Origin of the sequence: Paraburkholderia sp. BR10954 (assembly GCF_040965775.1) — a bacterium.
Lineage (GTDB): Bacteria > Pseudomonadota > Gammaproteobacteria > Burkholderiales > Burkholderiaceae > Paraburkholderia > Paraburkholderia youngii.
This window is the reverse complement of the sequence record NZ_JBFRCK010000002.1, coordinates 229387-253998: the sequence shown is the minus strand read 5'-3', so window position 1 is coordinate 253998 and position 24612 is coordinate 229387. Positions and strand designations below refer to the sequence as shown.

At 64.4% G+C, this 24612-nt stretch carries 19 protein-coding genes; 1 reads left to right on the top strand and 18 read right to left on the bottom strand.

The genetic code is table 11. The features are described from left to right. Nucleotides 1-52: 52 nt before the first annotated feature. The 18 genes from AB4Y34_RS03910 to AB4Y34_RS03825 form a co-directional block, all read right to left on the bottom strand. A complete protein-coding gene (locus AB4Y34_RS03910; protein WP_368715291.1) occupies nt 53-823 on the bottom strand; it encodes an enoyl-CoA hydratase in 771 nt (256 codons plus the stop codon). 117 nt (nt 824-940) lie between these two features. Next, complete coding sequence (locus AB4Y34_RS03905) at nt 941-2140, bottom strand: acetyl-CoA C-acyltransferase (RefSeq protein ID WP_368715290.1); 1200 nt, start codon at nt 2138-2140, stop codon at nt 941-943. A gap of 25 nt (nt 2141-2165) precedes the next feature. Beyond that, entirely contained in the window at nt 2166-4601 is a 2436-nt protein-coding gene (locus tag AB4Y34_RS03900) for a 3-hydroxyacyl-CoA dehydrogenase/enoyl-CoA hydratase family protein (RefSeq protein ID WP_368715289.1), read from the bottom strand. A gap of 123 nt (nt 4602-4724) precedes the next feature. Then, nucleotides 4725-6512 carry an acyl-CoA dehydrogenase C-terminal domain-containing protein gene (locus AB4Y34_RS03895; protein WP_368715288.1) on the bottom strand — a complete coding sequence of 596 codons (1788 nt, stop codon included), beginning with the start codon at nt 6510-6512 and terminating at the stop codon, nt 4725-4727. A 97-nt stretch (nt 6513-6609) separates the two neighbouring features. Then, nucleotides 6610-7209, bottom strand: coding sequence for a TetR/AcrR family transcriptional regulator (locus AB4Y34_RS03890; protein ID WP_368715287.1), 600 nt, complete (start codon nt 7207-7209; stop codon nt 6610-6612). A gap of 213 nt (nt 7210-7422) precedes the next feature. After that, on the bottom strand, nt 7423-8682 hold the full coding sequence (gene clsB / locus AB4Y34_RS03885) for a cardiolipin synthase ClsB (RefSeq protein ID WP_368715286.1): 1260 nt from the start codon (nt 8680-8682) through the stop codon (nt 7423-7425). Beyond that, nucleotides 8679-9194 (bottom strand): dihydroneopterin triphosphate diphosphatase, encoded by a 516-nt coding sequence (nudB, locus tag AB4Y34_RS03880; RefSeq protein ID WP_176378982.1) that lies wholly within the window; start codon nt 9192-9194, stop codon nt 8679-8681. The genes clsB and nudB overlap by 4 nt, the downstream gene beginning before the upstream one ends. Before the next feature lie 180 nt (nt 9195-9374). Then, nucleotides 9375-11174 carry an aspartate--tRNA ligase gene (gene aspS, locus AB4Y34_RS03875; protein ID WP_176378981.1) on the bottom strand — a complete coding sequence of 600 codons (1800 nt, stop codon included), beginning with the start codon at nt 11172-11174 and terminating at the stop codon, nt 9375-9377. Between the two features lie 75 nt (nt 11175-11249). Further along, nucleotides 11250-11906 carry a DUF502 domain-containing protein gene (locus tag AB4Y34_RS03870; protein WP_176122430.1) on the bottom strand — a complete coding sequence of 219 codons (657 nt, stop codon included), beginning with the start codon at nt 11904-11906 and terminating at the stop codon, nt 11250-11252. 75 nt (nt 11907-11981) lie between these two features. After that, nucleotides 11982-12314, bottom strand: a complete 333-nt coding sequence (locus AB4Y34_RS03865) for an FmdB family zinc ribbon protein (RefSeq protein WP_368715285.1) — start codon at nt 12312-12314, stop codon at nt 11982-11984. Between the two features lie 171 nt (nt 12315-12485). Next, nucleotides 12486-13109 (bottom strand): methyltransferase domain-containing protein, encoded by a 624-nt coding sequence (locus tag AB4Y34_RS03860; protein ID WP_176378978.1) that lies wholly within the window; start codon nt 13107-13109, stop codon nt 12486-12488. 95 nt (nt 13110-13204) lie between these two features. Next, on the bottom strand, nt 13205-14782 hold the full coding sequence (ubiB, locus tag AB4Y34_RS03855) for a ubiquinone biosynthesis regulatory protein kinase UbiB (RefSeq protein ID WP_176109573.1): 1578 nt from the start codon (nt 14780-14782) through the stop codon (nt 13205-13207). 15 nt (nt 14783-14797) lie between these two features. Further along, nucleotides 14798-15442, bottom strand: coding sequence for an SCP2 domain-containing protein (locus tag AB4Y34_RS03850; RefSeq protein WP_368715284.1), 645 nt, complete (start codon nt 15440-15442; stop codon nt 14798-14800). A gap of 162 nt (nt 15443-15604) precedes the next feature. Then, nucleotides 15605-16609, bottom strand: coding sequence for a Tim44 domain-containing protein (locus AB4Y34_RS03845; protein WP_176122426.1), 1005 nt, complete (start codon nt 16607-16609; stop codon nt 15605-15607). 37 nt (nt 16610-16646) lie between these two features. Then, nucleotides 16647-17378 carry a bifunctional demethylmenaquinone methyltransferase/2-methoxy-6-polyprenyl-1,4-benzoquinol methylase UbiE gene (ubiE, locus tag AB4Y34_RS03840; protein ID WP_176122425.1) on the bottom strand — a complete coding sequence of 244 codons (732 nt, stop codon included), beginning with the start codon at nt 17376-17378 and terminating at the stop codon, nt 16647-16649. A gap of 66 nt (nt 17379-17444) precedes the next feature. Next, entirely contained in the window at nt 17445-17858 is a 414-nt protein-coding gene (locus AB4Y34_RS03835) for a gamma-butyrobetaine hydroxylase-like domain-containing protein (protein WP_013088372.1), read from the bottom strand. A 98-nt stretch (nt 17859-17956) separates the two neighbouring features. Then, nucleotides 17957-18385, bottom strand: coding sequence for an HIT family protein (locus tag AB4Y34_RS03830; RefSeq protein ID WP_368715283.1), 429 nt, complete (start codon nt 18383-18385; stop codon nt 17957-17959). 33 nt (nt 18386-18418) lie between these two features. Continuing rightward, complete coding sequence (locus tag AB4Y34_RS03825) at nt 18419-22525, bottom strand: DUF3683 domain-containing protein (RefSeq protein ID WP_368715282.1); 4107 nt, start codon at nt 22523-22525, stop codon at nt 18419-18421. 523 nt (nt 22526-23048) lie between these two features. Between AB4Y34_RS03825 and ilvA the strand changes: the two genes are divergently transcribed. Further along, nucleotides 23049-24593, top strand: coding sequence for a threonine ammonia-lyase, biosynthetic (gene ilvA / locus AB4Y34_RS03820; protein WP_368715425.1), 1545 nt, complete (start codon nt 23049-23051; stop codon nt 24591-24593). The last annotated feature ends 19 nt before the right edge of the window (nt 24594-24612 follow it).

The window sequence follows — 24612 nt, the reverse complement described above, 5'->3', positions numbered from 1 at the left end:
AGCGGCGACTCACGGCTAACCCGCCCCGAAGCACGGCTGCGCCGTACGTCCGTCAGTCGAACTGCCGGAAATCCGGCCTGCGCTTCTCGAAGAACGCCTTGAAAGCCTCGCGCGCCTCGGGCGCGAGCAGCATCTTGCCGAAGTGCACGAACTCCTCGGTCATCTGCGTCTGCACTTCCTGTTGGCTCGCGCGTTTCATCAGGCTCTTCGTCACGCGCAGCGACGACGCCGGCAGCGCCGCCAGCTTCGCAGCCTGCGACGCCGCGAACGCGTCGACTTCGCCCGCCGGCAGCACGCGATTCACCAGGCCCATCCGGAGCGCTTCCGCCGCGTCGAACGCCTCGCCGAGCAGCAGTTTTTCCGCCGCCGCCTGATAGCCGGCTACGCGTTGCAGCAGCAAGCTCGACGCCGCCTCCGGGCACAGCCCGAGTTGCGTGAACGGCAGCGAAAAGCTCGCGGTGTCGGCCGCGTAGACCAGATCGCAATGCAGCAGCAGCGTCGTGCCGACGCCCACCGCCGGCCCCGCGACCGCCGCCACGAGCGGCTTCTCCGCCGCGCTGATTGCGCGCAGGAACTGGATCACCGGGGGGTTGCCGCCGACCTGCGGCGTCTTCATGAAGTCTTCGAGGTCGTTGCCCGCGCTGAAAATGCCCGCGCTGCCGCGAATCAGGATCGCGCGCACCGACGCGTCGCCCTGCGCTTCTACGAGCGTGTCGGCCATCGTCTGATACATCGCGGCCGTGATCGCATTTTTCCTGCCGGGCCGGTTGAAGCTGATGGTCAGCACCGCATCGGCGCGCTCGATCAGAATATCCGTCGTCATCCCGCTCATCTCCTTGTGCTCCTGCTGAATGTAAAAACGGTTCGCAAGCCGGGCGGCCTGCGAACCGTTGCGCGGTCCTCACTGGATCACCGAAGGATCCCCGGTGAGATCAGCGGCTCACAGACGCTCGATGATGCCCGCCGCGCCCATGCCGGTACCGACGCACATCGTCACCATGCCGTACTTGTAGTTGCGGCGGCGCAGGCCGTGCACCACGGTCGCTGCACGAATCGCGCCCGTCGCGCCGAGCGGATGGCCCAGTGCGATCGCGCCGCCGAGCGGGTTGATCTTCGATGCATCGAGGCCGAGGTCCTGGATCACCGCGAGCGACTGCGCGGCGAACGCCTCGTTCAGCTCGATCCAGTCGAGGTCGTCCTGCTTCAGCCCCGCAGCCTTCAGCGCGGCCGGAATCGCTTCCTTCGGGCCGATGCCCATGATTTCCGGCGGCACGCCGCGCACCGCGAAGCTGACGAAACGCGCGAGCGGCGTCAGGTTGAACTGCTTGAGGATCTTTTCAGACACGACGATCAACGCGCCCGCGCCGTCCGAGGTCTGCGAGCTGTTGCCGGCCGTGACCGAGCCCTTGTTCGCGAACACCGCGCGCAGCTTCGCCAGGCCCTCCATCGACGTGTCCGCGCGCGGGCCTTCGTCGAGCTTCACCTCGCGCGTTTTCACGTTGATCTCGCCGGTCGCGAGATCGGGCACGCGGTCGATGATCGTGTACGCGGCGATTTCGTCGTTGAATTCGCCGGCTTGCTGTGCGGCGATCGCGCGGCGGTGCGATTCGACCGAAAACGCGTCCTGAGCTTCGCGGCTGATCTTCCAGCGCTCGGCGACTTTCTCCGCGGTCAAGCCCATGCCGTACGCGATGCCAACGTCTTCGTTGCGATCGAAGATATGCGGCGACAGCGACGGCTTGTTGCCCATCATCGGCACCATGCTCATTGATTCGCAGCCGCCCGCGATCATCGCGTCGGCCTCGCCGACGCGGATGCGGTCCGCGGCCATCGCGAGCGCGGTCAGCCCCGACGCGCAGAAGCGGTTCACCGTGACACCGCCGACCGTGTTCGGCAGACCGGCGAGCAGCGCGCCGATCCGCGCGACGTTCAGGCCCTGCTCCGCTTCCGGAATCGCGCAGCCGACGATCGCGTCTTCGATCACGCCGGTGTCGAGGCCGGGCACCTGAGCGACGGCCGACTTGATCGCGTGCACCAGCAGTTCATCCGGGCGCGTGTTCCTGAACATGCCGCGCGGCGCCTTGCCGATCGGCGTGCGGCTCGCGGCGACGATATATGCGTCTTGCAATTGCTTGGTCATTTCGAGTTCCTCTTCAGTCGCCCGCTTAGTTGCGCACCGGCTTGCCGGTCTGCAGCATGCCCATGATCCGTTCCTGCGTCTTCTGCGTGCCGAGCAGCTCGACGAACGCACGACGCTCGAGTTGCAGCAGCCATTCTTCGTCGACGAGGCTGCCCGCTTCGACGTCGCCGCCGCACACCGCTTCCGCGATGCGGCTCGCGATGAGGAAATCGTGATCGCTGATGAAGCGGCCGTCGCGCATGTTGACGAGCGACGCCTTGATCGTCGAGATCGCCGAGCGGCCCGCGACCGGCACCTGCGTCGCGCGCAGCGGCGCACGATAGCCCGCAGCAGCAAGCGCGCGCGCTTCCTTCTTCGCGACGTCGAGCAGTTCGAACACGTTGAAGACGATCGTGTCGGACGGCTTCAGGTAGCCCATCGCGCGAGCATCGAGCGCGGAGGACGACACCTTGGCCATCGCCGCGTTCTCGAACGACTTCTGCAGGAACTTCAGCAGATCGTTGGTCGCACCGACCTGGCTTGCCGCTTCGGCCGCACGCAGCGCCGCTTCCTTCAGACCGCCGCCCGCCGGCACCAGACCCACGCCGACTTCGACGAGACCCAGATAGCTCTCGATGTGCGCGACGCGCTTCGCGCTATGCAGCGCGAGCTCGCAGCCGCCGCCGAGCGCGATGCCCGAGATCGCCGCAACCACCGGCACGTTCGCGTACTTCACGCGCAGCATGCCCTGCTGGAAACTCTTCACGAACGGCTCGATGCCCTTCGCGCCGCCCATCATGAACGCGGGCATCGCTTCTTCGAGGTTCGCGCCCGCCGAGAACGGACCGCCCGGCGTGCCCAGCTTCAGCGACGTGGGCTGCCACACGACGAGGCCCTTGTAGTCCTTCTCGGCCAGTTCGATCGCCTGCGTCAGACCCTCGATCACCGCCGGTCCGATCGTGTTCATCTTGCTCTTGAACGACACGATCAGCACGTCGTCCTCGCCCGCGCGATCGTCGACCCATGCGCGCACCGCATCGGTCTCGAACAGCGTCTTGCCGTAGGTCTTCGGATCGGCGCCGGTTTCGCCGACGAGCGGCGCGCGGAACACCTGCTTCTTGTACACGTCGAGCGACGAGCGCGGCACGAAGCTCTGCGTAGCCGGCGACCAGGAACCTTCGGCCGTGTGCACGCCGCCCTTGTCGGCGACCGCGCCTTCGAGCACCCACGACGGCAGCGGCACGTCGGCGAGCGCCTTGCCCGCCGCGATGTCTTGCTGCACCCACTCGGCGACCTGCTTCCAGCCGGCCGTCTGCCAGCCTTCGAACGGGCCTTCGTTCCAGCCGAAGCCCCAGCGGATCGCGAGATCGACGTCGCGCGCGTTGTCGGCGATCGACTCCAGATGCACGGCGATGTAGTGATAGACATCGCGGAAGATCGACCACAGGAACTGCGCCTGTGGATGCTGCGTTTCGCGCAACAGCTTCAGGCGTTCGGCAGCCGGACGCTTCAGGATGCGGCCGACGATTTCGTCCGCCTTGCCGCCGCCGTCGACGTAGTTGCCGGTCTTCGGATCGAGCACCTTGATCGCCTTGCCTTCCTTGCGGTAGAAGCCGGCACCGCTCTTCTGGCCGAGCGCGCCCTTCTTCACCAGTTCAGCTAGCACGGCCGGCGTTTCGTAGACCGGCAAGAACGGATCGTCCGGCAGTGTGTCCTGCATCGTCTTGATCACATGCGCCATCGTGTCGAGACCGACCACGTCGGCGGTGCGGAACGTCGCCGACTTCGCGCGGCCGAGGCGCGCGCCGGTCAGGTCGTCCACCTCGTCGAAACGCAGGCCGAACTTCTCGGCTTCGGCGACAACCGCGAGGATCGAGAAAACGCCGACGCGATTCGCGATGAAGTTCGGCGTGTCCTTCGCGCGCACGACGCCTTTGCCGACCACGCTGGTCAGGAAGGTTTCGAGCTGATCGAGAATTTCCGGACGCGTCGTCGCGGTCGGGATCAGTTCGACCAGATGCATGTAGCGCGGCGGATTGAAGAAGTGCACCCCGCAGAAGCGCGCCTTCAGTTCGTCCGAGAAACCTTCGGACAATGCGGTGATCGACAGCCCCGACGTATTGGTCGCGAAGATCGCGTTCGGACCGATGTGCGGCGCGACCTTCTTGTACAGGTCGTGCTTCCAGTCCATGCGTTCGGCGATCGCTTCGATCACGAGGTCGCACTCGGCGAGCTTTTCGATGTCGTCGTCGTAGTTCGCGGGCTGGATGTATTGCGCGTCGTCCTTCACGCCGAACGGCGCCGGCGACAGCTTCTTCAGATTCTCGATCGCCTTCAGCGCGATGCCGTTTTTCGGGCCTTCCTTGGCGGGCAAATCGAACAGCAGCACGGGCACCTTGGCGTTGATCAGGTGCGCGGCGATCTGCGCGCCCATCACGCCGGCGCCGAGCACGGCTACCTTGCGAATGATCAGATTGCTCACGTCGTTTCTCCGGAGAGTTGTGCGGTGGCGCGAAGCGTCAGCCATGCTTCGCGCGAGGTGTGTGGTCTGGAGCGAGGCAGCGCGGGTTCGCTGCGCGCGGGCGCCTCGCTCTATCTGTGAGCGTTAGAACAACGCTTCTTCGATGTCCATCATCGGCTTGGAACCGGCCCGCGCCTGGCGGATCGTCATCGCCGTCTCGGGCAGGAGCTTCGCGAAGTAGAACCGCGCGGTCGCGAGCTTCGCCTTGTAGAACGGATCGCCCGATGCCTCTTTGTCCAGCGCGATACGTGCCATGCGCGCCCAGAAGTACGAGAACACCAGATGGCCGACCGTGCGCAGATACGGCACGGCCGCGGCGCCGACTTCGTCCGGGTTCTGCATCGCCTTCATGCCGATTTCCATCGTCAGCTTCTGCACCTTTTCACCGATGTCGGCGAGCGGGTTCACGAACTCCTGCATTTCCGGCTTGATGCCTTCGGCTTCGACGAACTCGGCGACGAGCTTGCCGAACTTCTTCAGCTTCGCGCCCATGTCGCCGAGTACCTTGCGGCCGAGCAGATCGAGCGACTGGATGCCGTTGGTGCCTTCGTAGATCATATTGATGCGCGCGTCGCGCACGTACTGCTCCATGCCCCATTCGGCGATGAAGCCGTGGCCGCCGTAGATCTGCATCGCGTGATTGGTGCCTTCGAACGCGTTGTCCGACAAGAACGCCTTCAGGATCGGCGTGAGCAATGCGACGAGGTCGGCGGCTTCCTTGCGCTCGGCTTCGTCGGCGTGCGACAGCTCCTTGTCGATCTGCAGCGCCGACCAGTACGAGAACGCGCGGCCGGCTTCGGCGTAGGCCTTTTGCGTGAGCAGCATGCGGCGCACGTCCGGATGCACGATGATCGGATCGGCGGCCTTCTCCGGCGCCTTCGGACCGGTCAGCGAACGCATTTGCAGACGCTCTTTCGCATACGTGAGCGAGTTCTGATAGGCGACTTCGGTGAGGCCGAGGCTCTGCATGCCGACGCCGAGACGCGCGGCATTCATCATCACGAACATCGCATTCAGGCCTTTGTTCGGCTCGCCGACCATCCAGCCCTTCGCGTTGTCGAGATTGATCACGCAGGTCGCGTTGCCGTGAATGCCCATCTTGTGCTCGATCGAGCCGCACTTGACGCCATTGCGCTCGCCGGGCTCGCCCGCTTCGTTCGGCACGAACTTCGGCAAGATGAAGAGCGATATGCCCTTGGTGCCCTTCGGCGCATCCGGCAGACGCGCGAGCACGAGGTGAACGATGTTCTCCGCCAGATCGTGTTCACCGCTCGAGATGAAGATCTTCGTGCCGCTGATCGAGTACGAGCCGTCGCCATTCGGCTCCGCCTTGGTGCGCAGAATGCCGAGGTCGGTGCCGCAATGCGGCTCGGTCAGACACATCGTGCCGGTCCAGACGCCTGCGACGAGCTTCGGCAGATAGCGCTGCTGCAGTTCCGGCGTGCCATGCGCGTGCAGGCATTCGTACGCGCCGTGCGACAGGCCCGGATACATCGTCCACGCCTGATTCGCCGAGTTCAGCATTTCATAGAGCGCGTTGTTGACGAACGCGGGCAACCCCTGACCGCCGAATTCCGGGTCGCAGCCAAGCGCCGGCCAGCCGGCTTCGACGTATTGCTGATAGGCTTCCTTGAAGCCCTTCGGCGTGGTCACGACGCCGTCGCCGGCATACGTGCAGCCTTCCTGATCGCCGCTGTGGTTGAGCGGGAACAGCACTTCGGAGCAGAACTTGCCGGCTTCCTCGAGCACCGCGTTGATCGTGTCGGCATCGAGATCGGCGTGCTTCGGCATGTGCCGAAGTTCGGCTTCGACGTTGAGCAGTTCGTGCAACACGAATTGCATGTCGCGCAGCGGCGCGGCGTACTGTCCCATGACTTCCTCTCCCTGGATTGACAAAAAGCCAGGCCGTTGGCCGGGTCCGTGTAGGACCTTGTGCGCCGCGCGTTTCCGGTAAGTTCCGGCGACGCAGCTAACGGCTTTCGCTCTGATACGAATTAATCAGTTTTTCCAGCGCGGCCCACGTAAGGCGCACCGCATCCGGCAAATGCAGGAAGCGCGCGTCGTGATGCAGGCCGAGCGTGACGCTATACAGTTCGAACAGCATCAGCTGCGGGTCGGTATCGGCGCGCAGATGCCCTTCTTCCATCGCTTGCGAAATCGCGCGCGTGAGCGCCGCACGCCACGTCGTCACGCTCGCCACCAGTTGCTCGCGCACCTGGCTGTCCGCGCGATCGTCGTATTCGACGGCGCCGCTGATGTAGATGCATCCGGTCGTGACTTCCTGAATGCGCTTCTCGAACCAGCGGGAAATCATCGCGCGCAAGCGCGGCAGACCACGCGGCTCGCGCAGGCTCGGGAAAAACACCTCGTCTTCGAAACGGCGGTGATACTCGCGCACGACCTCGACCTGCAGATCCTCGCGCGACCCAAAATGCGCGAACACGCCGCTCTTGCTCATCTGCATGCGCTCGGCGAGCAGGCCAATCGTCAGACCTTCCAGTCCGTCTCGGCCTGCCAGATCGAGTGCTGCGTCGAGAATCGCGGCTCGGGTTTGTTCGCCTTTTCGCATAGCTGTTCTACCGTTCTAACGTGACCGAATCAAAAATCGAACGGCCGTACTATTATTGAGTGCTTGCCGTCCTAGAAACAAGGACTTTATTAGAAACCGGTTTCTAACCGGCCTCTAATTTTGCGGCTTTCGACCATCAGATCAATCAGATTTTTTAGAGGCGTTTGCCTTGTATTGACGGTTGCCGACGAGTGCGCGCGTGTTCTCTTGGTGTCAATCGTAGCCGCCCACCGTCAGCAGTTTCATCGCGACCCGGTAGCTCGTGTACGCGATCCAGCTCAGCGCGCGCAAGCGCGCCGGTCGCGATTCGTAGTGCGCTTCATCGATCCGGCGTGCGTCCGTAAACGCATCGAGAATCGCCTCGCGAAGTTTCGCGATCGACGGATCGTTGACGAGCACGACGTTCGCTTCGTTGTTGAGCATCAGGCTGAGCGCATCGAGATTCGACGAACCGACCGTGCCCCAGTTCGAATCGACCACCGCGACCTTGCCGTGCAGCAGCGTCTTCTCGTATTCGGCGACCTGCACGCCCGCGCGCAGCAGTGCGTGGTACAGGAACGGCACCGCGTAATCGAGCGCCTTGAACTCCTTGCGCCCGATGATCAGCTTCACGACCACGCCGCGCCGCGCCGCGAACACCAGCGCGCGGCGCAGCTTGCGCCCCGGCATGAAGTACGGATTCGCCAGCAGAATTTCATGGCGTGCCTGGCCGATCGCGGCCAGATAGGCCTTTTCGATCGCACGGCGGTTGATCAGGTTATCGCGCGCGACGAACGCGACGCACGGCTCGCCGCCGGCCCACAGCTCCTCGTTGCGGCGCCGCCGGCGCCGGCGCAGACTGCCGAGCGAGTTGGCGTCCTGCGACGACACGTCTGGCCCGATCGAATCGAGCGGCCGATGGCCGAGGCGAATCCGCCGCCACTGCACCTCGATCGCGTCGCGCACGTCAGCGACCACCGGCCCGCGCAGTTCGACCGCGAAGTCCCAGCGGTGGTAGGGCAGCTTCTCGCCGTTGTTCTCGTAGTCATCGACGATATTGATGCCGCCGCAATACGCGATCCGATCGTCGATCACCGCCAGTTTGCGGTGCGTGCGCGAAAAGCCGAAGCGGCCGAACAGATGCGGGTTGTAGATGCGATGCTCGATGCCGCCCGCCGGCCATTGCTCGAACATTTTCAGGCGCGCGGTGCCGATTCCGTCGGTGATGACGCGCACCCTGACGCCGCGCGCGGCCGCGCGCAGCAACGCCTCGCTGACCGCGTGGCCGGCTTCGTCGTCGCAGAAGATGTAGGTTTCGAGCGCGACGCTGTGCTCTGCAGCATCGATGCGCTCAATCAGCGCGTCGAAGAAGTCGTCGCCGGAGCGCAGGAGCTCGACCTGGTTGTTGCCGGTGAAGCGGTAGCGCTGAAAGTAACGACGGCCGAGCAACGTATGCCGCAGACGCGCGAGACGGCCCGAACCGCCTGCGCTCACTGGCCACGCTCCCCGGCCAGCTGGCCGGATTGGGGGTCGATCGGGCGCGCGGCGAGGCGGTGCGGCAACTGCAGGATCGCATCGGCATTCGACGACGAAAAGCAGCGCGATGCGGCCTCTTCATACGGCAGCCACATATAGGCGGTGTGTTCACGCGGCGCGAGCGACACGTCGATACGCTCGGGTACCTGCAGGCTGAACCAGTGCTCGGTGTTGTAGAGCACGCCCGCTTCGTAGCGGTAACGAAATTCCGGGTAGATCTCGTAGTCGATCGAGTACTGCCAGTCGAACAACGCGCTGCGCGGCACCAGCGCGCCGCCGATCATGATGCCGGTTTCCTCGCCGACTTCACGCACCGCCGTGTCGGCGAGCGGTTCGTCGAGCCGGTCTTTCGAACCCGTTACCGACTGCCAGAACGCGGCATGGTCGGCGCGTTCGAGCAGCAGCACGTCGAGCGCGGGCGTATGAATGATGACGAGGACGGACTGCGGAATTTTCGGCGGTTTCGGCATGGCTCAAAACTGGGCGCGACGCGACGCGCGGTACATGTCGGATGACGGTCGAAAGGGTCGGGAAAGCGGTGGCTTCACTGTAACGCAAAAAATGAAAAAGGCGCTGAGGTGGAGAACACCTCAGCGCCTTTTCGTTTCGCTCGTGTGGCTTTTTCGCGGCCGCGCGAAGCGGCCACGGTTTTACACCTTCGGTTCCGGCGAACGCAGACGGATGTGTAGCTCGCGCAGCTGGCGCTCGTCGACTTCGCTCGGCGCCTGCGTGAGCAGATCCTGCGCGCGTTGCGTCTTCGGGAACGCGATCACGTCGCGGATCGAGTCGGCGCCGGCCATCATCGTGACGATGCGGTCCAGACCGAACGCGATACCGCCGTGCGGCGGCGCGCCGTATTGCAGCGCGTCGAGCAGGAAGCCGAACTTGGCCTGCGCTTCTTCCGCGTTGATCTTCAGCGCGCGGAACACCTTGCTCTGCACTTCCTCACGATAGATACGCACCGAGCCGCCGCCGATTTCCCAGCCGTTCAGCACCATGTCGTAGGCCTTCGCGAGGCAGCGCGCCGGGTCTGTTTCGAGGTACTCGAGGTGCTCGTCCTTCGGGCTCGTGAACGGGTGATGCGCGGCGACGTAGCGGTTGTCTTCCTCGTCGTATTCGAACATCGGGAAGTCGACGACCCACAGCGGCTTCCAGCCGGACTCGACTAGACCGTTGGCCTTGCCGAACTCCGAATGACCGATCTTCAGGCGCAGTGCGCCGAGGCTGTCGTTGACGACCTTTGCGCGATCAGCCGCGAAGAAAATGATGTCGCCGTCTTGCGCGCCGGTGCGCTCGATGATCGCCTTCAGCGCTTCGTCGTGCAGGTTCTTGACGATCGGGCTTTGCAGACCGTCACGGCCCTTCGCCGCTTCGTTGACCTTGATCCACGCGAGGCCCTTCGCGCCGTAGATGCGCACGAATTCCGTGTAGCTGTCGATGTCGCCACGCGACAGCTCGCCGCCCTTCGGCACGCGCAGCGCCGCGACGCGGCCGTCCTTCGTGTTGGCCGGCGTGCTGAACACCTTGAAGTCGACGTCGCGCATCGCGTCGGTCAGCTCGGTGAACTCGAGCTTCACGCGCAGGTCCGGCTTGTCCGAACCGAAGCGGCGCATCGCTTCCGCGTATTCCATGACCGGGAATTTCTCGTCGAGCGCAACGCCGATCGTCGTCTTGAACACGTGACGGATCATCGCCTCGAACAGATCGCGAATTTCCTGCTCCGACAGGAACGAGGTTTCGCAGTCGATCTGCGTGAATTCCGGCTGACGGTCGGCGCGCAGGTCTTCGTCGCGGAAGCACTTGGTGATCTGGTAGTAACGGTCGAAGTTCGCGACCATCAGCAACTGCTTGAACAGCTGCGGCGACTGCGGCAGCGCGAAGAACTGGCCCGGGTTCGTACGCGACGGCACGAGGTAGTCGCGCGCGCCTTCCGGCGTGCTCTTCGTCAGCATCGGCGTTTCGATGTCGATGAAGCCTTGCTCGTCGAGGTACTTGCGCACTTCGATCGCGACGCGATAGCGCAGACGCAGGTTGTGCTGCATCTGCGGACGGCGCAGGTCGAGCACGCGATGCGTGAGACGCGTGGTTTCCGACAGGTTGTCGTCGTCGAGCTGGAACGGCGGTGTGACCGACGCGTTCAGCACGATCAGCTCGTGGCACAGCACTTCGATCTTGCCGCTCTTCAGCGACGCGTTGGTCGTGCCTTCCGGACGACCGCGCACGACGCCCTTGATCTGCACGCAGAACTCGTTGCGCACGCCTTCGGCAATCTTGAACATGTCCGCGCGATCCGGATCGCAGACGACCTGAACGAGCCCTTCGCGATCGCGCAGGTCGATGAAGATGACGCCGCCATGGTCGCGGCGGCGGCTTACCCAGCCGCACAGCGAGACGGATTGGCCCAGCAGTTCTTCGGTCACCAGACCGCAGTATTCAGATCTCATCGACATGATGTTTGTCTTTCGTTTTGCATTGGTTGAACGGCGCGCCGCAGACGATCCTGCATGAAGCGTTGCGCGCCGGCATTACAGCGGAGGCTCGACGGTGGTGCGGCGCACCGGCGCCGGCGGTGGCGCGGACGGCGCCACGACGCCCATCGAGACGATGTACTTGAGCGCAGCGTCGACCGTCATGTCGAGCTCGATCACTTCGCTTTTCGGCACCATCAGGAAGAAGCCGGACGTCGGGTTCGGCGTGGTCGGCACGTACACGCTGACGTAATCTTCCTTCAGATGGTTGGCCACGTCGCCGCCCGGGATGCCGGTCAGAAACGCGATCGTATAGGAACCGCGGCGCGGGTACTCGATCAGCAGCGCCTTGCGGAATGCATTGCCGCTGCTCGACAGCAGCGTGTCGGACACCTGCTTGACGCTGGTATAGAGCGGGCCGACCACCGGAATGTGCGCGACCAGCAGTTCCCACCACTGCACGAGCTTCTGCCCAATAAAGTTCTGCGTCAACAGCCCGACGACGAAGATGAACGCGAGCGTGAGCACCGCGCCGAGGCCCGGCAAGCGATAGCCGATCGCGCGTTCCGGCTGCCACGAAGTAGGCAGCAGCAACAGCGTCTGGTCCATCGTGCCGATGATCAGACCGAGCACCCACAGTGTGATAGCCAGAGGCACCAGCACCAGCAGGCCGGTCAGAAACACCGATTTGAGCGTGAATTTCTTCGTCGTCATGTGTACCGCCAAAAAGCTGCGCAGGCCGAAGCCCATGCGCGGTAGATACGCCGCCCGCGCGGGGCGGCGGTCCCACTAGGCGCTGCCGGAACCGCTCGCGCTCGCGGCGGCGGGCGCTGCGGCGGGGGCCGCGGGCGCGGCCGGGGCAGCCTGTTCAGCCGAGGCAGCGGCCGCGGACGGCTCGGACTTCGCTTCCGACGCGGCCGGCGCGCTCGTCCCGCCGCTGCCACCGCGAAAATCGGTCACGTACCATCCGGAGCCTTTCAACTGGAAGCCGGCGGCGGTGAGTTGCTTGCTAAAGGTGTCTTTTCCGCACTCGGGGCACTGCGTCAACTGGGGGTCGCTCATCTTCTGGAGCACGTCCTTCCCAAAGCCGCATGACCCGCAACGATAAGCGTAGATCGGCATGATCCTTTCCTACTCCAAATCCCTACTGAAATCTTGTAAACGCTTGCAAAGCCTTGAATTATAGCCGCAAACGATGTCCGTTCCCCGGATTTCGGGAAGCGGACGCGTGACGCGCCCGCCACCGCGCCAGATGGGGGCATCCCGCGGATCTCTTAAGAGCGGCGCGTGGCGTTAGCCGCGACGCCGCCAGGTGAGCCAGCGCTCGTGTCCGGCAAAAACGGCGATCGAGTCGTCGACCGCTTCGTCTTCGATAAGCTCGAAGTGTGGCGTGAACAGCGCGTCGAGCTCATCGCGTTCGATGCCGAACGGCGGCCCCTTCGGCGTCGCGCCGATAAAAAAGTACCCCGCGAGTAACCCGCCGGACGGCAGCAGTTCGACCATGCGTTGCGCATAGTCGGCGCGGCGCGTCGGCGGCAGCGCGCAGAAGAACGCGCGCTCATAGATCCATGCCGGCGTGAACGGCGGCGCATAGCTGAAAAAGTCCGCCTGCTCGACCAGCGATGCGTGCTGCGCGCCGAGTTGCTCGCGTGCCGCCGCGACGGCGGCGGCGGAGAAGTCAATCGCGCGCACCGGGTTGCCCCGACGCGCGAGCCATGCCGCTTCGTGGGCACTGCCGCAGCCTGGAATCAGCACGGCGGCGTCGCGGTGCCGGTCAGCGAATGCGCGAAACGCGGACGGCACGCCCGCCTGGTCCCACGGCGTGTAACGGCGCTCGAAACGTTCGTCCCAGAATTCGGGCGAGTTGGGGTCGCGGTTCGCGAAATCGGGCATGGGGGGTTGGGTCGGATCGCTCATCGGATGCCTCGTTCAGGTTTGCCCCTGTCGTCACCGCAAGCCGCGGCTGACACCGCCGCTGAAACACAGCGCGGCCAATGGGCCGTCAGCCGCACTCAACCGCCATATGCGAGCGCCAGGAACGCCCGCGCCAGCATCGCGCCGACGCCGACCGCCACGCCGAACAGCAGCAGGCCTTGCAGCAGACGGTTGGTGCGCTTCTGCTCGAGCAGGATCTGGCGGATCACGTCGTCGTTCGCGCCGCCCACTGGATGATGGCGCTCGGCCAGCATGTTGTGGACGAGACGCGGCAACTGCGGCAGCGTCTTGCTCCACTGCGGCGCCTCGATCTTCAAACGCTCGTACCAGCCGCGCAAGCCGATCTGCTCGTTCATCCAGCGCTCGAGGTAAGGCTTCGCGGTCTTCCAGAGATCCAGTTCGGGATCGAGCGAACGGCCGAGGCCTTCCACGTTCAGCATCGTCTTTTGCAGCAACACGAGCTGCGGCTGGATCTCGACGTTAAAGCGGCGCGACGTCGAGAACAGACGCATCAGCACCTGGCCGAGCGAAATGTCCTTCAGCGCGCGATCGAAGTACGGTTCGCAGACCGCGCGGATCGCGCTTTCGAGCTCCTCGACACGCGTGGTCGGCGGCACCCAGCCCGACTCCAGATGCAGCGTCGCGACGCGATGGTAGTCGCGCTTGAAGAACGCGAGGAAGTTTTGCGCGAGGTAGTTTTTATCGAAGTCCGACAGCGCGCCGATGATGCCGAAGTCGAGCGCGATATAGCGGCCGAAGTGCGCGGGATCGAGGCTCACCTGGATGTTGCCGGGGTGCATGTCGGCGTGGAAAAAGCCGTCGCGGAACACCTGCGTGAAGAAAATCTCGACGCCCTCGCGCGCGAGCTTCGGGATATCGACGCCCGCCGCGCGCAATGTGTCGACCTGGCTGATCGGCACACCGACCATGCGCTCCATCACGAGCACCGTGGGCGTGCAGAATTCCCAGTACATCTCGGGTACGAGCAGCAGGTCGAGCCCCTGGAAATTGCGCCGCAACTGGCTACCGTTGGCAGCCTCGCGCATCAGGTCGAGTTCGTCGTGCAGATACTTGTCGAATTCGGCGACCACTTCGCGCGGCTTCAGGCGTTTGCCGTCGGCCCACAGACGCTCGGCCCACACGGCGATGTCGCGCAACAGCGCGAGGTCGGAATCGATCACCGGCAGCATGTTGGGGCGCAGCACCTTCACCGCGACCGCCTTGCCTGCGTGCTGGCCGGCCTTCACCGTCGCGAAGTGAACCTGCGCGATCGACGCGCTCGCGACCGGCACCCGCTCGAAATCGTCGAACAACACGTCGACCGGCGCGCCGAGCGACTTCTCGACGAGCGCGATCGCGACCGCGGAATCGAACGGGGGCACCTGGTCCTGCAGCTTCGCGAGTTCGTTGGCGATGTCGACCGGCAGCAGATCGCGACGGGTCGACAGCACCTGGCCGAACTTGACGAAGATAGGCCCTAGGCTTTCGAGTGCGAGCCGCAGACGCACACCTGGAGGCGCATCGAACTTGCGGCCGAGCGTCGTGATACGCAACAGCAGACGCACGCGCCGATCATTGATGCGGCTCAACATCATTTCGTCGAGGCCGAAGCGGATGACCGTGAAAAATATCTTGAGAAAACGCAGAAAACGCATGGCTGGGCCCGTTGACTAGCGCGTGCCGCGCGACGTGGCGGCGCCGCCCGACGCTTGCGCGCCGCGGGCTTCGACCTTCTGTTCGAGACGCTCGATGCGCTTTTCGACGCGCGCGAGCGAATCACGCGCGCGCGCCAGTTCGACGTTGAAGTCCGCGAGCGCGGTGCGGCGCACCAGTTGCGGATTCTCGTCGAGCAGATACTCGGCTGCCGTGTCGAGCAGGTTGCGGCCGGTGCGTTGCACATGCTCGCCGACCGAACGCACGAGCGACGTGATGCGCCACGCGGGCCCATCACCGATCAGCTTCGCGAGATCTTCCTCCGGCTCCCAGCGCAGATGCTCGGCGAGCTTCGCAATCACGGTCGCGAACTCGGCGTCGCCCTCGATCTTCACGTGCTTCATCACTGCGGCCTGGCCACCTTGCAGGAAGGCCGGCAGTGCGTCGGACGGCACCGAGACGGTTACGTCGAACTGATGCGCATCGGCTTCGTCGAGCGTGCCGAGATAGCCGTCGGGCTGCACGAGCAGTGCAAGCACAACCGGTGGACATGACAGGCGTGCGGTCTTGCCCGCGTACGGGGCGAGGCGCTCGCGGGCCCACGATTCGCGGGCGAGCAGATGATTGACAGCAGCAGCGAAGGGCTTGGCGGCGAGGGTCATCGAAGGTGGCAAGAAAAAACCCGCGCGAGCGAGGTGCTTGCGCGGGCTCCCATTGTAACGTCCGTTCGCTTCGCGGCCTGCTATGCCGAACGGCCTAAGCGATGCGCGAGGCGAGGAATCGCCGTGCCGTGGCCGGCTTTTTTCGATCGATGCTTCGGCATCTCAGTGTTGCTCGACCTGCTGGATGCCGGCAAGCAGCCATCCTTCGCCAGGGCGGTTCGCCTTCGTCAGATTCCAGACTTCGACGAACGGCTCGGCCGCCGCGCCCGGCGCCTCGCGGATCAAACCGGAGAAGCGCACGCTCGCGAAGTATTCGGTCGCGCGCTCCTCGACGCCGAGCAGCTCGGCGTTCAACTGCACGACGTCGGTCTGGTTCGGCTGCGTGCCGCGCGCGGTGAGATCGACGCGCACTTCGGCGAACATTTCCGGCGTCGTGAATTCGCGGATGTCATCGACATTGCCGACGTCCCACGCGGCCTGCAGGCGCACGAAGTACACCTTCGCGTTACGCAGAAACGCTTCCGAATCGAACCCGGCCGGCACCGACGGCGTCGCGCCGAGCGATGGCGTCGTCAACGGGTTGCCTTGCGGTTCGAGATACGAGCCGGTCGGCGGCGCGGTGTAACGCGGCTCCTGAATATAGTCGGTGCCTTTGGTGTTCAGCGACGGCGCCGTGCCCGCATAAGCCGGTTGCGCCGCATCGCGCTTGCGGCCGGTAAAGCGGCGGATGAGCCAGATCACGACCATCGCGATCAGCGCAATCACGATCACGTTGGCGAACATGCCGGCGAACGCCTCGCCGAGCCCGAAATGTGACAGCAACGCGGCGATGCCCAGACCGGCCGCGAGACCGGCGATCGGCCCGAGCCAGCGATTGCGGTTCGGCGCGGCGGGCGGCGTGGGCTTGGTTGCAGGAGCCGCCGGTTGCGCGCTCTGCTGCGTGGCCTGATTGTTCTGCGCCGGCTGGGACGGCGGCGGCGTCTGACGCTGCTGCTGCAGACTGTTCGATTGACGGCCGAAGCTACGGCCTCCGCCCATGCGGCGTGCTTCGGCGTCGAGAGAGGCAAGTGTGCCGGCCGTCAGCAGACCGACCATCGCGATCAGTCCGATTCTTCTCGCCAGCGACCCCTTAACCTTACGAGCAGATAACAAATTCGAATCGGACATTTCGCACTTTCCTTTAAAAATCGATGGGTTAGGGACCCTAGTATTTGGTCCCCACATGCAACGCTACCACGCCAGCTGACAAATTGTAATATTTGACGCCGTCGAGACCAGCTTGTTCCATCATAGTTTTCAAAGTTTCCTGGTCAGGATGCATGCGGATCGATTCCGCTAGGTACTGGTAGCTTTCCGCGTCCTTGGCGAAGCGCTCGCCGAGCCACGGCAACACCTTGAACGAATACAGATCGTAGACCTTCTTCAGCGGGTCCCATACCTTCGAGAACTCGAGCACGAGCAGCCGCCCGGCCGGTTTCAGCACACGGCGCATCTCGGCGAGCGCGATGTCTTTATGCGTCATGTTGCGCAAGCCGAATGCGACCGTCACGACGTCGAAATAGTTATCCGGAAACGGGATTTTTTCGGCATCGCAAAGCAGCGTCGGCGTAATGATGCCCTTGTCGAGCAGCCGGTCGCGGCCGACGCGCAGCATCGATTCATTGATGTCGGTATGCCAGACCTCGCCCGTCTCGCCCGCCTGTTTGGCGAACGCCTTCGACAGATCGCCCGTGCCGCCCGCGATGTCGAGCACCTTGTAGCCCGGCCGCACGTTCGCCTGGGCGATCGTGAACACCTTCCACGCCCGGTGCAATCCGCCCGACATCAGGTCGTTCATCAGGTCGTAGTTGGCGGCCACCGAGTGGAACACCCCCGCCACTTTCTGCGCCTTGTCCTGTTCGTCGACCGATTGAAAGCCGAAGTGGGTTTTGCTCATCGCGCTCGTCCTTTCGCGTGTTCTTGAATGTTGCGCCGCTCGAGCGGCGTTCGGGGGCGAATCGTATCAGTGACAGTGCCCGTGCGCAGCAGCGGCGGGCACCATCGGCGTGTCGCGATCGATGCCGGCCGCTGCCAGTTTGGCGAGATACGCGCGCCAGAGTTCATCCTGACGTACGGCCATGTCGTACAGCAGGTCCCACGAATAGATACCGGTGGAGTGGCCATCGGAGAAAGTCGGCTGCAGCGCGTAATTGCCGACGCCTTCGATCATCGTGATCGTCACGTCGCGCTTGCCCGTCTGCAGCGTTTCCTGGCCGGGCCCGTGGCCCTGCACTTCCGCCGACGGCGAATACACGCGCAGCAGCTCGAACGGCAGCCGGTACGCTTCGCCGTTCGCGTACTGCAGTTCGAGCACGCGCGACTTCGAATGCACGACCACGCCGGTCGGCACCGGCGTCTCGGGAGTCAATCCGCTCATGTTGGCCTCATCAGATAACGGCGGGGTGATAACGACGGCTCGGCCGCCCCGCGCACCGACCGGAGCCCGGCGGTGCGCGGCGGCGGACTCAGCGATGCTCAGCCCAGCGCCTGTTCGATTTCCTGCCGCACGGCTTCGCGCAGCAACGTGGCGTGCGCGCGACGCGACGACAGCATCGCTTCGGACACCGTGCGCTGGCGCGGCGCCCAGATCGGCAGGGGAAAATGCGCGTCGTTCGAGAAACGCGGAATCACGTGCCAGTGCACGTGCGGCACCTGGTTGCCGAGGCTCGCGAGATTGACCTTCGCGGGCTGCATCACGCGCCGCTGCGCACGCTCGATCGCGTAGACGGCCTTCATCACGTGATCGCGGTCGTCGGCGGAAAGATCCGAAAACTCGGCTACGTGAGCGTTCCAGATGACCCGGCAAAAGCCCGGGTAGTCGTGTTCGTCGGCGAGGACGACTCGCAACGCGTCGTCCTGCCATAGCACATCGCCGCCGTCTTCACGGCAAAAAACGCAGTCCATCGTCGTCCTCGGCAAATATCGTCGGTCGTGCCATTAAACCAGCACGCGCTCGATTCCGCCATTGTTCGCCCGCTGTACGTAGTCCGCCATCCAGTTTTCGCCGAGCACGTGACGTGCCATCTCGACCACGATGTAATCCGCCTCGGTACCCGCGTCTTCGTTGTAGCGCGACAGCCCTTGCAGGCACGACGGGCAGCTCGTGAGGATCTTGACGTCGGTCGAACCCGCGTTGCCGTTACCCGGCTGCGGACCGTCGCCGGCCTTCAGCACGGAACCGTTCGGCGCACCGGCGGATCCGGCCGATGCATTGGCCGGATTGATCGCGTTCGCGCCCGCTTCGGCGACGAGCGGTATCCCGCGCAACTTCGCCGCACCCTTGCGAATTTCTTCTTCCTTGCGGAAGCGCACCTGGGTCGAGATGTCGGGACGCGTGACCGCGAGCGTGCCCGATTCGCCGCAGCAGCGGTCGTTCTTCTCGATCTTGTAGCCGTCCTGCTCCGAACCCATCAGCTGGTTGACGAGCTTGACCGGGTCCATCGTCTTGATCGGCGAATGGCACGGGTCGTGGTACATGTAGCGCACGCCGTTCACGCCATCGAGCTTGATGCCTTTTTCCAGCAGGTACTCGTGGATGTCGATGATCCGGCAACCCGGGAAGATCTTTTCGAATTCGTAACCGGCGAGCTGGTCGTAGCACGTGCCGCACGACACCACCACCGTCTTGATGTCAAGGTAGTTCAGCGTATTGGCGACGCGGTGGAACAGCACGCGGTTGTCGGTGACGATCTGCTCGGCCTTGTCGTACTGGCCCGAGCCGCGCTGCGGATAGCCGCAGCACAGGTAGCCCGGCGGCAGCACGGTCTGCACGCCCGCCTCCCACAGCATTGCCTGGGTCGCGAGCCCCACCTGCGAGAACAGCCGCTCGGAGCCGCAGCCCGGGAAGTAGAACACCGCTTCGGTATCGGCGGTGGTCGTCTTCGGATTGCGGATGATCGGGACGATCTTGTTGTCCTCGATATCGAGCAAAGCACGCGCGGTCTTCTTCGGCAGGTTGCCAGGCATCTTCTTGTTCATGAAGTGGATCACCTGCTGCGTGATCACCGGCTTGCCGACCGTGGCGGGCGGATGCGCGGTCTGCTTCTTCGTGAACTTCTTCAGCACCTCGTTGCCGAGACGTTGCGCCTTGTAGCCGACGCCCATCATCGCGGTGCGCGCGAGGTTGATGGTCTGCGGATTCGTCGCGTTCAGGAAGAACATGCCCGCCGCGTTGCCCGGATTGAACTTCTTCTTGCCCATCTTGCGCAACAGGTTGCGCATGTTCATCGACACGTCGCCGAAGTCGATCTTCACCGGGCACGGCGTCACGCACTTGTGGCAGACGGTGCAGTGATCGGCGACGTCGTTGAACTCGTCCCAGTGCTTGATCGACACGCCGCGGCGCGTCTGCTCTTCGTACAGGAATGCCTCGACCAGCAGGGAGGTGGCGAGAATCTTGTTGCGCGGGCTGTACAGCAGGTTCGCGCGCGGCACGTGCGTCGCGCAGACCGGCTTGCACTTGCCGCAGCGCAGACAGTCCTTGATCGACTCGGAAATCGCGCCGATATCGGACTGCTGCATGATCAGCGATTCGTAGCCCATCAGCCCGAAGCTCGGCGTGTACGCGTTGCGCAGGTCCGCGCCTTCGAGCAGCTTGCCCGCGTTGAAGCGGCCATGCGGATCGACGCGCTGCTTGTACTTGCGGAATTCGCCGATCTCGTCGTCGGTCAGGAACTCGAGCTTCGTGATGCCGATGCCGTGCTCGCCGGAGATCACACCGTCGAGCGAACGCGCGAGCTTCATGATGCGCGCGACCGCCGTATGCGCGTCCTGCAGCATCTCGTAGTTGTCGGAGTTGACCGGGATGTTGGTGTGCACGTTGCCGTCGCCCGCGTGCATGTGCAGCGCGACGAACACGCGGCCGCGCAGCACCTGCTTGTGGATCGCCTGGGCTTCGTCGAGGATCGGCTTGAACTCGCCGCCATTGAAAATCTGCCGCAATTCGGCACGGATTTCCTGCTTCCACGACACGCGGATCGTGCGGTCTTGGGCGAGGTGGAATACGGTTGCTTCCGGTTGCGCGTCGACGCGATCGGCAAACTTCTCCGCGAGCGATTCATAGCCGAGGCCGACCAGATAGTGCTGCGCCTCGCGCAGCGACAGATCGAGCTTGTCGCGCACGAACTCCCAGCGCGTGCGCACCCGCGCGAGCAGATCGAGCGCCTGCTGCACGCGGTCTTCGAGCAGCTCGGCGCTCGGGATTTCGTTCGCGTCGTCGCTCTTGCCGAGCGGCAGCTTGCCGCCCTTGAAGAACGCTTCGAGCGCGTCGACCAGTTGCAGCTTGTTCTTCAGCGACAGCTCGATGTTGATGCGCTCGATGCCGTCCGTGTACTCGCCCATGCGGTCGAGCGGAATCACGACGTCTTCGTTGATCTTGAACGCGTTGGTGTGCTTCGCGATCGCGGCGGTGCGGCTGCGGTCGAGCCAGAAACGCTTGCGGGCCTCGGCGCTGACCGCGACGAAACCTTCGCCGCTCTTGCCGTTAGCCATGCGCACGACTTCCGAGGTGGCCTGCGCGACCGCGTCCGCATCGTTGCCGACGATATCGCCGATCAGCACCATCTTCGGAAACGCGTTGCGCTTGCTCTTGGTGGCATAGCCGACCGCGCGCAGATAGCGCTCGTCGAGATGCTCGAGGCCCGCGAGAATCGCGCCGCCCTGGCGCGACGTCTCGAACAGGTAGTCCTTGATTTCGACGATGCTCGGAATAGCCTCGCGCGCCTGGCCGAAGAACTCGAGACAGACGGTACGCGTATGCGCGGGCATCTTGTGGAGCACCCAGCGCGCGGACGTGATGAGGCCGTCGCAGCCTTCCTTCTGCACGCCCGGCAGACCGGCGAGGAATTTGTCGGTGACGTCCTTGCCGAGGCCTTCCTTGCGGAACACGCGACCCTTGATGTCCAACGCTTCGGTGCGAAGCAGCTTCTCGCCCGGCGCGCAGTTGCCGTCGAACCACTTGAGCTCGAAACGCGCGACTTCGATGTCGTGGATCTTGCCCATGTTGTGCTCGAGACGCGTGACTTCGAGCCAGTTCCCTTCCGGGTCGACCATGCGCCACCACGCGAGGTTATCGAGCGCCGTGCCCCATAGCACCGCCTTCTTGCCGCCCGCGTTCATCGCGACGTTGCCGCCGACGCAGGACGCGTCGAGCGAGGTCGGGTCGACCGCGAACACGAAGCCGGCCTGCTCGGCCGCTTCGGTCACGCGGCGCGTGACGACGCCCGCACCCGAGAAGATCGTCGCGACCTTGCGATCGACGCCCGGCAGTTGGGTCATTTCGACCGGGCCGAGCTGTTCGAGCTTTTCGGTGTTGATGACGGCCGAGAACGGCGTGAGCGGCACCGCGCCGCCCGTGTAGCCGGTGCCGCCGCCGCGCGGAATCACGGTCAGGCCGAGTTCGAAGCAGGCCTTGATCATGCCGGCGATTTCGGCTTCCGAGTCCGGCGTCAGCACGACGAATGGGTATTCGACGCGCCAGTCGGTCGCGTCGGTCACGTGCGAGACGCGCGACAGGCCGTCGAACTTGATGTTGTCCTTCTGCGTGACCTTGCCGAGCACGCGGGTGGTGCGGCGGCGCAGGTCGTAGGTCTGCTGGAATTCGCTGGCGAATTGGTCGATCGCGCGGCGCGCGGCCTGCACCAGCTTTTCGACGCGCGCGGCGCGATCGACGCCGGCTTCGTCGCCGTGTTGGCTCAGATCGGCGCGGCGGCGCTTCTCGATTTCGGCGAGGCGGTGATTGAGCGCCTCGATCAGCAGCGCGCGGCGCTTCGGATTGTCGAGCAGGTCATCCTGCAGATACGGATTGCGGCGCACGACCCAGATATCGCCGAGCACTTCATACAGCATGCGCGCCGAGCGGCCAGTGCGGCGTTCGGCGCGAAGTTCGGCGAGCGCGTCCCAGGCGTCGTTGCCGAGCAGGCGGATGACGATTTCGCGGTCGGAGAACGACGTGTAGTTGTAGGGAATTTCGCGCAGACGCGCTTCGGGATCGGCGGCCACCGCAGCGGCGGCGCCGTGCGGATCGAAAACTTGAGGTGCGTTCATGTTTGGACGACTCGGTAGGTCGGCCTGGCGCGCTCGTCACGAGGCGTCGGCCGACAATGCGCGTGGGGCGCAATGCTTGAAATCTTCTAGGGCTTCCAGGGGAGCGAACGCGACCGGCGGCCAACTCACGGCGGTCGCTTCGCGGCACTCAGGGACAGCTACACGATCGCGCGTGGCGGGCATGCCGCTCCGCCGCGGGGCAGGATTCGCGCGGAACGGGCATCAAATGGGCGATCCGAGGCTGCCAGTGCATCTTCCGGTCCTTATTCCAAAATGGAATTCTACCGCATCATCCCGCCACGCGTTGACGGCAGGAACCTGGGCGGTGACGGCGCTTCGGGGGATTTGGCGGCAAGTCCAGCGGCGTTTCGCGTGCGCCCCCATTGACCGGCCGGACGGTTTGGCAAACTTCGCTCCACGGTGCCGAAACGGCCCGGCCAGCGGCGTGCCACCCTTCTCCGCCGCGCGCGGAACGGCCAGAGCAGGCACCGTTGGCGCTATCATTGACGTTTTCCCGTCTCACATAGCGCACCGCGCGACCCGCATGGCTTCCCACGACTACCTGAAAAAGACCCTGACCGCGCGCGTCTACGACGTGGCGCGCGAGACCGAACTCGAACGCGCGCCGAACCTGTCGGCGCGGCTGCGCAATCCGGTCTATCTGAAGCGCGAGGACAACCAGCCGGTGTTCTCGTTCAAGCTGCGCGGCGCGTACAACAAGATGGCGCATATTCCGGCCGAAGCGCTCAGTCGCGGCGTGATCACCGCGTCGGCCGGCAATCATGCGCAGGGCGTCGCGTTGTCGGCCGCACGCATGGGCGTGAAGGCGATCATCGTCGTGCCGGTGACGACCCCGCAGGTCAAGGTCGACGCGATCCGCACGCACGGCGGGCCGACCGTCGAGGTCGTGCAGTTCGGCGAATCGTATAGCGATGCCTACGGTCACGCGGTCAAGCTGCAGGAAGAACGCGGCCTGACCTTCGTGCATCCGTTCGATGATCCGTATGTGATCGCCGGCCAGGGCACGGTGGCGATGGAAATCCTCAGCCAGCACCAGGGGCCGATTCACGCGATCTTCGTGCCGATCGGCGGCGGCGGTCTCGCGGCCGGTGTCGCCGCATACGTGAAATCGGTGCGCCCGGAGATCAAGGTGATCGGCGTGCAGACCGATGATTCTTGCGCGATGGCCGCGTCGCTGAAGGCGGGCGAGCGCGTGACGCTGAACGAAGTGGGGCTGTTCTCGGACGGCACCGCGGTGAAGCTCGTCGGCGAGGAAACCTTCCGCCTGTGCAGCGAATATCTCGACGAAGTGCTGCTCGTGAACACCGATGCTTTGTGCGCGGCGATCAAGGACGTGTTCCAGGACACGCGCAGCGTGCTCGAACCGGCGGGCTCGCTCGCGGTGGCGGGCGCCAAGCAGTACGCCGAACGGGAAGGCATCGAGAACCAGACGCTGATCGCGATCACGTCGGGCGCGAACATGAACTTTGACCGCATGCGCTTCGTCGCCGAACGCGCCGAAGTGGGCGAAGCCCGCGAGGCGGTTTTCGCGGTGACGATCCCCGAAGAGCGCGGCAGCTTCAGGCGCTTCTGCGAACTGGTCGGCACGCGCAGCGTCACCGAATTCAACTACCGGATCGCCGACGCGAACTCGGCGCATATCTTCGTCGGCGTGCAGATCCGCAACCGCAGCGAACCGGCGCAGATCGCCGGCGCATTCGAAGCGCACGGCTTCGCGACCGTCGATCTGACCTTCGACGAACTGTCAAAGCAGCACATCCGCTACATGGTCGGTGGCCGCTCGCCGCTCGCGCGCGACGAACGACTGTTCCGCTTCGAGTTTCCCGAGCGTCCGGGCGCGCTGATGAAATTCCTGTCGTCGATGGCGCCGAACTGGAACATCAGCCTGTTCCACTATCGCAACCAGGGCGCGGACTACAGTTCGATTCTGGTCGGCATTCAGGTGCCTGAAAGCGACCACGCGGCGTTCGAGCGCTTCATCGAAACGCTCGGCTATCCGTGCTGGGAAGAAACGAAAAACCCGGTCTACTGCCTCTTCCTCGCCTGATCTCTTCGGACCGGAACTC

What these genes read in the sequence shown, in the direction of transcription:
- AB4Y34_RS03825 (WP_368715282.1), bottom strand. Translation starts at nt 22,525, where the DNA reads ATGAACGCACCTCAAGTTTTCGATCCGCACGGCGCCGCCGCTGCGGTG.
- AB4Y34_RS03895 (WP_368715288.1), bottom strand. Translation starts at nt 6,512, where the DNA reads ATGGGACAGTACGCCGCGCCGCTGCGCGACATGCAATTCGTGTTGCAC.
- AB4Y34_RS03850 (WP_368715284.1), bottom strand. Translation starts at nt 15,442, where the DNA reads ATGACCCTCGCCGCCAAGCCCTTCGCTGCTGCTGTCAATCATCTGCTC.
- ubiB (WP_176109573.1), bottom strand. Translation starts at nt 14,782, where the DNA reads ATGCGTTTTCTGCGTTTTCTCAAGATATTTTTCACGGTCATCCGCTTC.
- AB4Y34_RS03860 (WP_176378978.1), bottom strand. Translation starts at nt 13,109, where the DNA reads ATGAGCGATCCGACCCAACCCCCCATGCCCGATTTCGCGAACCGCGAC.
- nudB (WP_176378982.1), bottom strand. Translation starts at nt 9,194, where the DNA reads ATGCCGAAACCGCCGAAAATTCCGCAGTCCGTCCTCGTCATCATTCAT.
- AB4Y34_RS03830 (WP_368715283.1), bottom strand. Translation starts at nt 18,385, where the DNA reads ATGGACTGCGTTTTTTGCCGTGAAGACGGCGGCGATGTGCTATGGCAG.
- aspS (WP_176378981.1), bottom strand. Translation starts at nt 11,174, where the DNA reads ATGTCGATGAGATCTGAATACTGCGGTCTGGTGACCGAAGAACTGCTG.
- AB4Y34_RS03890 (WP_368715287.1), bottom strand. Translation starts at nt 7,209, where the DNA reads ATGCGAAAAGGCGAACAAACCCGAGCCGCGATTCTCGACGCAGCACTC.
- AB4Y34_RS03910 (WP_368715291.1), bottom strand. Translation starts at nt 823, where the DNA reads ATGACGACGGATATTCTGATCGAGCGCGCCGATGCGGTGCTGACCATC.
- AB4Y34_RS03870 (WP_176122430.1), bottom strand. Translation starts at nt 11,906, where the DNA reads ATGACGACGAAGAAATTCACGCTCAAATCGGTGTTTCTGACCGGCCTG.
- AB4Y34_RS03835 (WP_013088372.1), bottom strand. Translation starts at nt 17,858, where the DNA reads ATGAGCGGATTGACTCCCGAGACGCCGGTGCCGACCGGCGTGGTCGTG.
- AB4Y34_RS03905 (WP_368715290.1), bottom strand. Translation starts at nt 2,140, where the DNA reads ATGACCAAGCAATTGCAAGACGCATATATCGTCGCCGCGAGCCGCACG.
- AB4Y34_RS03865 (WP_368715285.1), bottom strand. Translation starts at nt 12,314, where the DNA reads ATGCCGATCTACGCTTATCGTTGCGGGTCATGCGGCTTTGGGAAGGAC.
- AB4Y34_RS03845 (WP_176122426.1), bottom strand. Translation starts at nt 16,609, where the DNA reads ATGTCCGATTCGAATTTGTTATCTGCTCGTAAGGTTAAGGGGTCGCTG.
- ubiE (WP_176122425.1), bottom strand. Translation starts at nt 17,378, where the DNA reads ATGAGCAAAACCCACTTCGGCTTTCAATCGGTCGACGAACAGGACAAG.